Source organism: Streptosporangium fragile (assembly GCF_039534445.1).
Lineage (GTDB): Bacteria > Actinomycetota > Actinomycetes > Streptosporangiales > Streptosporangiaceae > Streptosporangium > Streptosporangium fragile.
Window position 1 is genome coordinate 48393 of record NZ_BAAAVI010000057.1, and the last position, 6194, is coordinate 54586.

Here is a 6194-nt window from a genome sequence, read left to right on the forward strand (position 1 = left end):
CAGGGGGCCGGGCACCCGTTCGTGAGGGGGCGCCCGTTCACGGGGAGGCACCGCCCCGCCCGGGGTCCTCGCGGGTGTACGGCAAGGCGCGGTCGGGCGCCGGCCCGGTCAAGCCGATGCGCGGATCCTCCGCACCGCCCGCCGACGGCCCGGCCGTCTCCTCCGGCGGCTCCGCCGGGGGCTCCGGGGGCGGGATCCGCCTGGGAGGCTGGCGGCCCAAGCGTCCGGGCAGGCTGATCGCGCGCGTTCTCGCCGGTCTGGTCGCCGTCCTGCTGGTCCTGACCGTCGTCGGGTACTTCATGATCAACTCCCGGCTGGAGCGGATCGACGCGCTCGGTGACTACGAGGGTCGCCCCGCCGACGGCCCCGGCACCAACTGGCTGCTGGTGGGCTCCGACAGCCGCGCGGGCCTGACCGCCGCCCAGCGTAAGAAGCTGGCCACCGGCAAGGCCGTCGGCCGCCGCACCGACACGATGATGCTGCTGCACATCCCCGACGGCGACGGCAGGCCGACCCTGGTCAGCCTCCCCCGCGACTCGTACGTGCCGATCGACGGCCACGGCAGCGGCAAGCTCAACGCCGCCTACTCCCTCGGGGACAACGGTCCCAAGCTGCTGGCCAGGACCGTGGAGAAGGTCACCGGGGTCCGGATCGACCACTACATGGAGATCGGCTTCGCCGGTTTCGTGGGCATCGTCGACGCCATCGGCGGCGTCGAGATCGACGTCAAGCAGGCCATCAAGGACCCCAAGGCGGGGATCAACCTGAAGAAGGGCCGGCAGGTGCTGGACGGCGGCACGGCCCTGGGCTACGTCCGCACCCGGGCCACCGGTGCCGTCCCCGACTTCGAGCGGACCCAGCGCCAGCGTCAGTTCTTCTCCGCGGTGGTGAAGAAGGCCGCCAGCCCCGGCGTCCTGCTCAACCCCTTCCGCTCCGTCCCGCTCGCCTTCAGCGCCGCCGACTCGGTGTCGGTCGGCGAGGAGACCGGCGCCTTCGACCTGCTCTCCCTGGGGCTGGCCATGGGCGACAACCCGGTCACCACGGCCGTTCCCATCGGCTCCCTGCCCACCATCAACGGCCAGTCCGTCGTCAAGTGGGACCGGGAGAAGGCCCTGCGCCTGTTCGACGCCCTCGCCGAGGACAAGCCCGTCCCCAAGGACGTCCTCAGCAAGTGACGTCCCGCGGCCCGGCGTTCCGCGCGTGCCCGTCCTGCCGGCTCCCGGCGGGCACGCGGGGGGCTCCGGCGCGAGCTCAGCCCGAGCCTCCGGAGGATCCGGCGACGACGGCTCCGGCGATCACCGCGCTCATGACGGCGGCGTTGACAGCGGCGATGGTCTTGGCGACCGCCTCGCCCGCCCAGCGGCCTTCGGTGATCTCCTTGATCCGCTCCTTGCTCGCGCCCGGGAACGCCTTACGGTCGATCCTGGCGGCGTGCAGGATCGCGATCAGGACGGCGATCCGCTCGTCGGGGTCGGCCCCCGACAGCACGTCCCGCACCCGCTCCCGGACGCCCCGCTCGACGCTCGGGTCGCGTTCGGGGTAACGGGTGCTCGGAAAGATCCCCAGGACCCGGCGCTGCTCCTCGCCGAGCACGCCCCGCTCCGTCAGGCGCGACAGCAGGCGCCTGCGGAGCTTGGCCGAGGTGAGCCGCCGCACCCACCATTCGGGCTTGCGCGTCTTCGGCTCGGCCACGATCCTGGCCAGTGTCGTGTCGAGCTCCTCGTCGCCGGTGGGAGCGCCGTCACGGACGGTGACCTTCCGGTCCGCGAGGTCGATCCGGCCGCCGACGGCCAGCTCGGCCAGAACGGCCCCGCCAACCGCCGCGTCCAGCTCCGTCGAGCTGACCAGCTGCCTGCCCTCCCGCTCGTCGTACGCGAGAAGAAGCACTTCCTCAGCGATTGTCGTCATCATTCGACACTACATCGCGGGCTTTCGGCGCCTCGGGAGGAGCGTTCCGCACGCGTAAGCACTCCGTAAGCGATGAGGGCCCTCACCCGGGATAGCGTCGACCCGAGGTCGGAGGGACATCATGAGGATCAAGAGACTGCTCAGGCACCCCGCCACATGGGTCGCCGCGGCGTTCGCCGCCGTCGTGTTCGGCGTCGCGCTCTACCTGTTCCAGCCGTGGCGCCTGTTCACCACCGTCGAGGTGAACGAGGCCCTGCCCGTCGTGGCCGAGTCGCCCGGGTCCGCGGCCGCGCCGCAGGGGGACGGGACGAACACCCCGCCCGCGGCCGCCCAGGATCCGAAGACCCTGGCCACGGGCACGTTCATCTCCCACGAGCACGAGACCCGGGGGCGTGCCAAGGTGCTGGAGCTGGCCGACGGGAGCCGGGTGCTCAGAATCGAGAACCTGAACACCTCCGACGGCCCCGACCTGCGGGTCTGGCTGAGCGACCAGCCCGTCAAGGAGGGCACCGCCGGGTGGTTCAACCTCGACGACGGCAAGCACCTGGAGCTGGGTGAGCTCAAGGGCAACAAGGGGAACGCCAACTACGCCATCCCCGCGGGCGCCGATCTCGACAACCTGAAGACGGTCACCATCTGGTGCAAGCGCTTCAGCGTCTCCTTCGGTGCCGCGGCCCTGAAGGCGGGCGCGGCCTGAGGAGGCACGGCTCCGGAGCCGGGTGCCGTGGCCCGGAAGGACGTGGTCCCGGAGCCGGGCGCCGCGGTCTGAGGCGCCGTGGCCCGGAGCGCCGCAGGTCCGGCGGGGAGGGCAGCGCTCATCACGCATGCGGCGGCTCGGCCGTCGTCACGGCCGGGTAACCTACCCGGCCGTGCGGCACCGTGCCGCGTTCTCCCCGTTCTCCCCGGGCCGGAGTCCGGGGTCTCCGCGTCCAAGGAGATTCGATGAGTGTTTCGCAGGAACTGCATGCCATCGGCCGCCCCCTCGTCGACGTGCAGCTCGCGCACCCGACGGTGGCCGGCATCGCGAGGGGTGACCTGCCCGAGCCGGTCTTCCGGTCCTGGCTGGAGCAGGACTACCTGTTCCTGCTCGACTACGTGCGCGTCTTCTCCCGGCTGGCGTGGCAGGCCCCCGACGGGCACCTGGGCGATCTGGTGGACCTGGCCCACGCCACCTTCCACGAGGAGCTGAAGCTGCACCGGTCGCTCTCGGCGGAGTTCGGCGCCGACCTCGGCGGGGCGAAGAAAGGCCCGGCCTGCGCGGCCTACACGGCCTTCCTGCTCGACTCCGCGGCCTCCTACGCCGACGGCCTGGCCGCGCTCTACCCCTGCATGTGGGGCTACTCGACACTCGGCCGCATCCTCGCGGAGAACCCTCCGGCCGAGCCGCGCTACCGCGCCTGGGTGGACACGTACGCCGATCCCGGCTTCGCCGCGCTGACGGAGCGCATCGCCGTGATGATCGACGAGGCCGCCCCCGACCTCGACCGGGCCAAGGCTCTGTTCACCCAGGGCATGGCCCACGAGCTGGCCTTCTGGGACGTGCCCTGACCAGGCGCGCAGGCGCCGCCGCCGGGTGAGGGCGCGACCCGGCCCGGTGAGGCGGTCACCGGGCCCACGGCGGCAGGATGGTCCGTCCGTCCAGGGTCGCCGTGATCCCGGCCGAGGTGCACACCACGGCGGTGGCCCGGTCGGTCGGGGAGCCGTTGCGGATCGAGAACGGGACGCCGGGCGGGAGGATCAGCGCGTCCCCCGCCTCGATCACGTGCTCGACGCCTCCGATGACACCCACGATCCGCCCCGACTGGGCGACGAACACCTCCTCGCGGTCGACGCTGTGCTCCATTCCCGCCGCGCCCGGCTCGATGGCGAACGACCAGACGGCCAGTTCCGAGGACCCCCGCGAGGGGACGGCGAGCGGGCGCATGGTCATGCCGCCGTTGTCGAAGACGGGGGCGTCGGCCAGTTTCACGGTGGTCATGCTCTCTCCAAGATGGTCAACCAGATTGACTGTATGCCTCAAAAGGTAAACTTGGTTGTCTAGCTCGTCAACCTCCGCGAACCGGAAAAGCGGGGACGTCCAGCGGCTTTGCGCCCTGGCAGGGGGCAGACTTGGGACAATGGCCCCATGAGTGTTCCTGAGGTCGAAGCGCAGGCGGTGCCCGACGGCGCGTTCCTGCTTGACGTACGTGAGAACGACGAGTGGCGGGCCGGCCACGCCCCCGGGGCCGTCCACATCCCGCTGGGCGAGTTGCAGGCCCGGGTCGACGAGGTGCCCAAGGACGCCCCCGTCTACGTGATCTGCCGGGTCGGGGGCCGCTCGGCGAACGCCGCCGCCTGGCTCAACCACGTCGGCTGGGACGCGATCAACGTCGGTGGCGGCATGCAGTCGTGGCACTTCGCCGGGCGTCCGATGGTCGCCGAGAACGGCGGGGATCCGTTCGTGGCCTGACCCGCCCCGGCGCGCGGTCCGACCCGCCTCCCGGCCGGCTTTCCTCCGGTCCGGCCCGCCGCCCGGTCCGCTTCCCCGGCCAATGGTCCGACCCGCCTCCCGGTCCGACCCGCCTCCCGGTCCGACCCGCCTCCCGGTCTGATCCGCCGGGTCTGCTTCCCCGGCCGGTGGTCCGATCCGCCGCCCGGTCTGCCCCGGGGCGTGGCCCGCCCCGCCCCCGGGCCGCCGGCCGGCCCCCCGGGAGCGTCCTTGCCGGTCATCTGGGGACACCCTTGCCAGGAAAGGAATGAATGACATAATCAGGACGAATTGTCTGCCGCGGGAGCTCGGGCGGTACCGGGCTGAGAGGGCGGAACCACGCCGGGATCGCGCAGATCCCCGACGCTCCGCCGACCGCATGAACCTGTCCGGGTAATGCCGGCGTAGGGAGCGTGTGATGACGTCTGCCGTCGTCGATTCCGGAGCGGCCGAGGCCCCCCTCACTCTCGAAGAGGCTCCCCCCAAGGCCCTCGGCGTGCTCGACCAGGGCGCGCTCTGGGCCAACCTCGGGGTCAGCCTGCTCGGCTTCTCCGGTGCCATCGCGCTGATCAATCCACTCGGTGACCGGCCGCTGAGCTTCGTGGCCGCGATCCTGGCCGCCGTCGTGGGCAGCCTCATCGGCACCGCGATGGTCGGCCTGGCCGCCATCCCCGGACAGCAGACCGGCGCCCCGGCGATGGTCCTGCTGCGCGGCCTGTTCGGGGCGAAGCTCTCGTACCTGCCGACCGTGCTGAACATCATCCAGATGCTCGGCTGGGGCGCCTTCGAGCTCTGGGTCATCGCCCAGGGAGGCCAGGCCATCGCCGGCTCCTTCGGGATCGAGGTGCCCTACGCGGCCTGGGTGGTCGCCGGAGGGGTGATCACCACCGCGCTGACCATCAGGCCGCTCGGCGCCGTCCGCCTCCTGCGCAGGTACGTCACCGTCGGCGTGATCATCTCGATGATCTGGTTCATGGTCGTCCTGTTCCGCCAGGCCCCGTCGGTCGGCGGCGGGTCGTGGGAGGCCTTCGCCCCCGCGGTCGACTACGTGATCGCGCTCTCGGTCTCGTGGGTGCCGGTCGCGGCCGACTTCGCCCGCTTCTCCCGGTCCGGCAGGGCCGCCCTCACCGGTGTCGTCGGCGGCTACACGATCGCCCAGGTCGCCTGCCTGACCCTGGGGATCGCGGCCCTCGCGCTGGTCGGCAACGACACCGGCAAGGTCTGGGACCCCTTCGTCGCCGCGGCGCTCGGCCCGCTGTTCTTCGGCATCCTCGTGCTGCGCGAGACCGACCAGTCGTTCGTGAACGTCTACTCCACCGCCATGTCGGTGCAGAACCTGCTGCCCCGGCTGGATCGGCGGATCGTCTCCGTGGTCATCGGCGTGGTGGTCACCCTGCTCGCGATCTTCGTGGACGCCGACGACTACACCGCGTTCCTGAGCCTGATCGGGGCGGTCTTCGTGCCGATGTTCGCGGTGCTCGCCGTCGACTACTTCGTGCTCGGCGGCGCGAGGGGCTGGAACACCTCCGAGGACGCGCCCTCCCGCTGGTCCATGATCCTGCCGTGGGCGCTCGGTTTCGCGGCCTGGTGGATGCTCGCCGCACTGCCGGCCGCGCCGGAGCTGAGCTGGTGGACCTCCTTCTGGACGGGCGCCCGGGAGCTGGTCGGATTCACCCCGCAGCCATGGATGAGCGCGGCCGTCGGCGCCTTCCTCGTCGCCGGCCTGGTCACCCTGGGCCTGGGCGCGCTGCGCCGCCGCGCGTGAGCGGCCGGCCCGCGCGCCGGCCGCCCGCCGGGCCGCCCGCCCGCCCCGCCCGTC

Annotated in this window: 7 protein-coding genes and 1 riboswitch; of the genes, 5 read left to right on the forward strand and 2 right to left on the reverse strand. The window is 72.1% G+C overall.

Features of this window, described 5'->3' with window-relative positions; translation table 11 throughout:
- Positions 1-116: 116 nt before the first annotated feature.
- Positions 117-1175 carry an LCP family protein gene (locus tag ABD841_RS30110; protein ID WP_344978846.1) on the forward strand — a complete coding sequence of 353 codons (1059 nt, stop codon included), beginning with the start codon at positions 117-119 and terminating at the stop codon, positions 1173-1175.
- 76 nt (positions 1176-1251) lie between these two features.
- Here ABD841_RS30110 and ABD841_RS30115 read toward each other — a convergent pair whose 3' ends face one another.
- Positions 1252-1908 carry a GOLPH3/VPS74 family protein gene (locus tag ABD841_RS30115; RefSeq protein ID WP_344978848.1) on the reverse strand — a complete coding sequence of 219 codons (657 nt, stop codon included), beginning with the start codon at positions 1906-1908 and terminating at the stop codon, positions 1252-1254.
- Between the two features lie 121 nt (positions 1909-2029).
- Between ABD841_RS30115 and ABD841_RS30120 the strand changes: the two genes are divergently transcribed.
- Both ABD841_RS30120 and ABD841_RS30125 read left to right on the forward strand, forming a co-directional pair.
- Entirely contained in the window at positions 2030-2605 is a 576-nt protein-coding gene (locus tag ABD841_RS30120) for a DM13 domain-containing protein (protein WP_344978850.1), read from the forward strand.
- Positions 2606-2850: 245 nt separating this feature from the next.
- The gene (locus tag ABD841_RS30125) at positions 2851-3456 is read left to right on the forward strand and encodes a TenA family protein (protein WP_344978852.1); all 606 of its coding nucleotides are present in this window, start codon (positions 2851-2853) and stop codon (positions 3454-3456) included.
- A 55-nt stretch (positions 3457-3511) separates the two neighbouring features.
- Here the strand turns inward: ABD841_RS30125 and ABD841_RS30130 are convergent, their stop codons facing one another.
- Positions 3512-3886: a cupin domain-containing protein gene (locus ABD841_RS30130; RefSeq protein WP_344978854.1), complete on the reverse strand. Its 375-nt coding sequence runs from the start codon at positions 3884-3886 to the stop codon at positions 3512-3514.
- 147 nt (positions 3887-4033) lie between these two features.
- Between ABD841_RS30130 and ABD841_RS30135 the strand changes: the two genes are divergently transcribed.
- Positions 4034-4357: a rhodanese-like domain-containing protein gene (locus ABD841_RS30135; protein ID WP_344978856.1), complete on the forward strand. Its 324-nt coding sequence runs from the start codon at positions 4034-4036 to the stop codon at positions 4355-4357.
- A gap of 308 nt (positions 4358-4665) precedes the next feature.
- Positions 4666-4803, forward strand: a riboswitch (TPP riboswitch).
- Positions 4794-6140, forward strand: coding sequence for a purine-cytosine permease family protein (locus ABD841_RS30140; RefSeq protein ID WP_344978858.1), 1347 nt, complete (start codon positions 4794-4796; stop codon positions 6138-6140). Its footprint overlaps the riboswitch before it by 10 nt.
- Positions 6141-6194 lie beyond the last annotated feature (54 nt).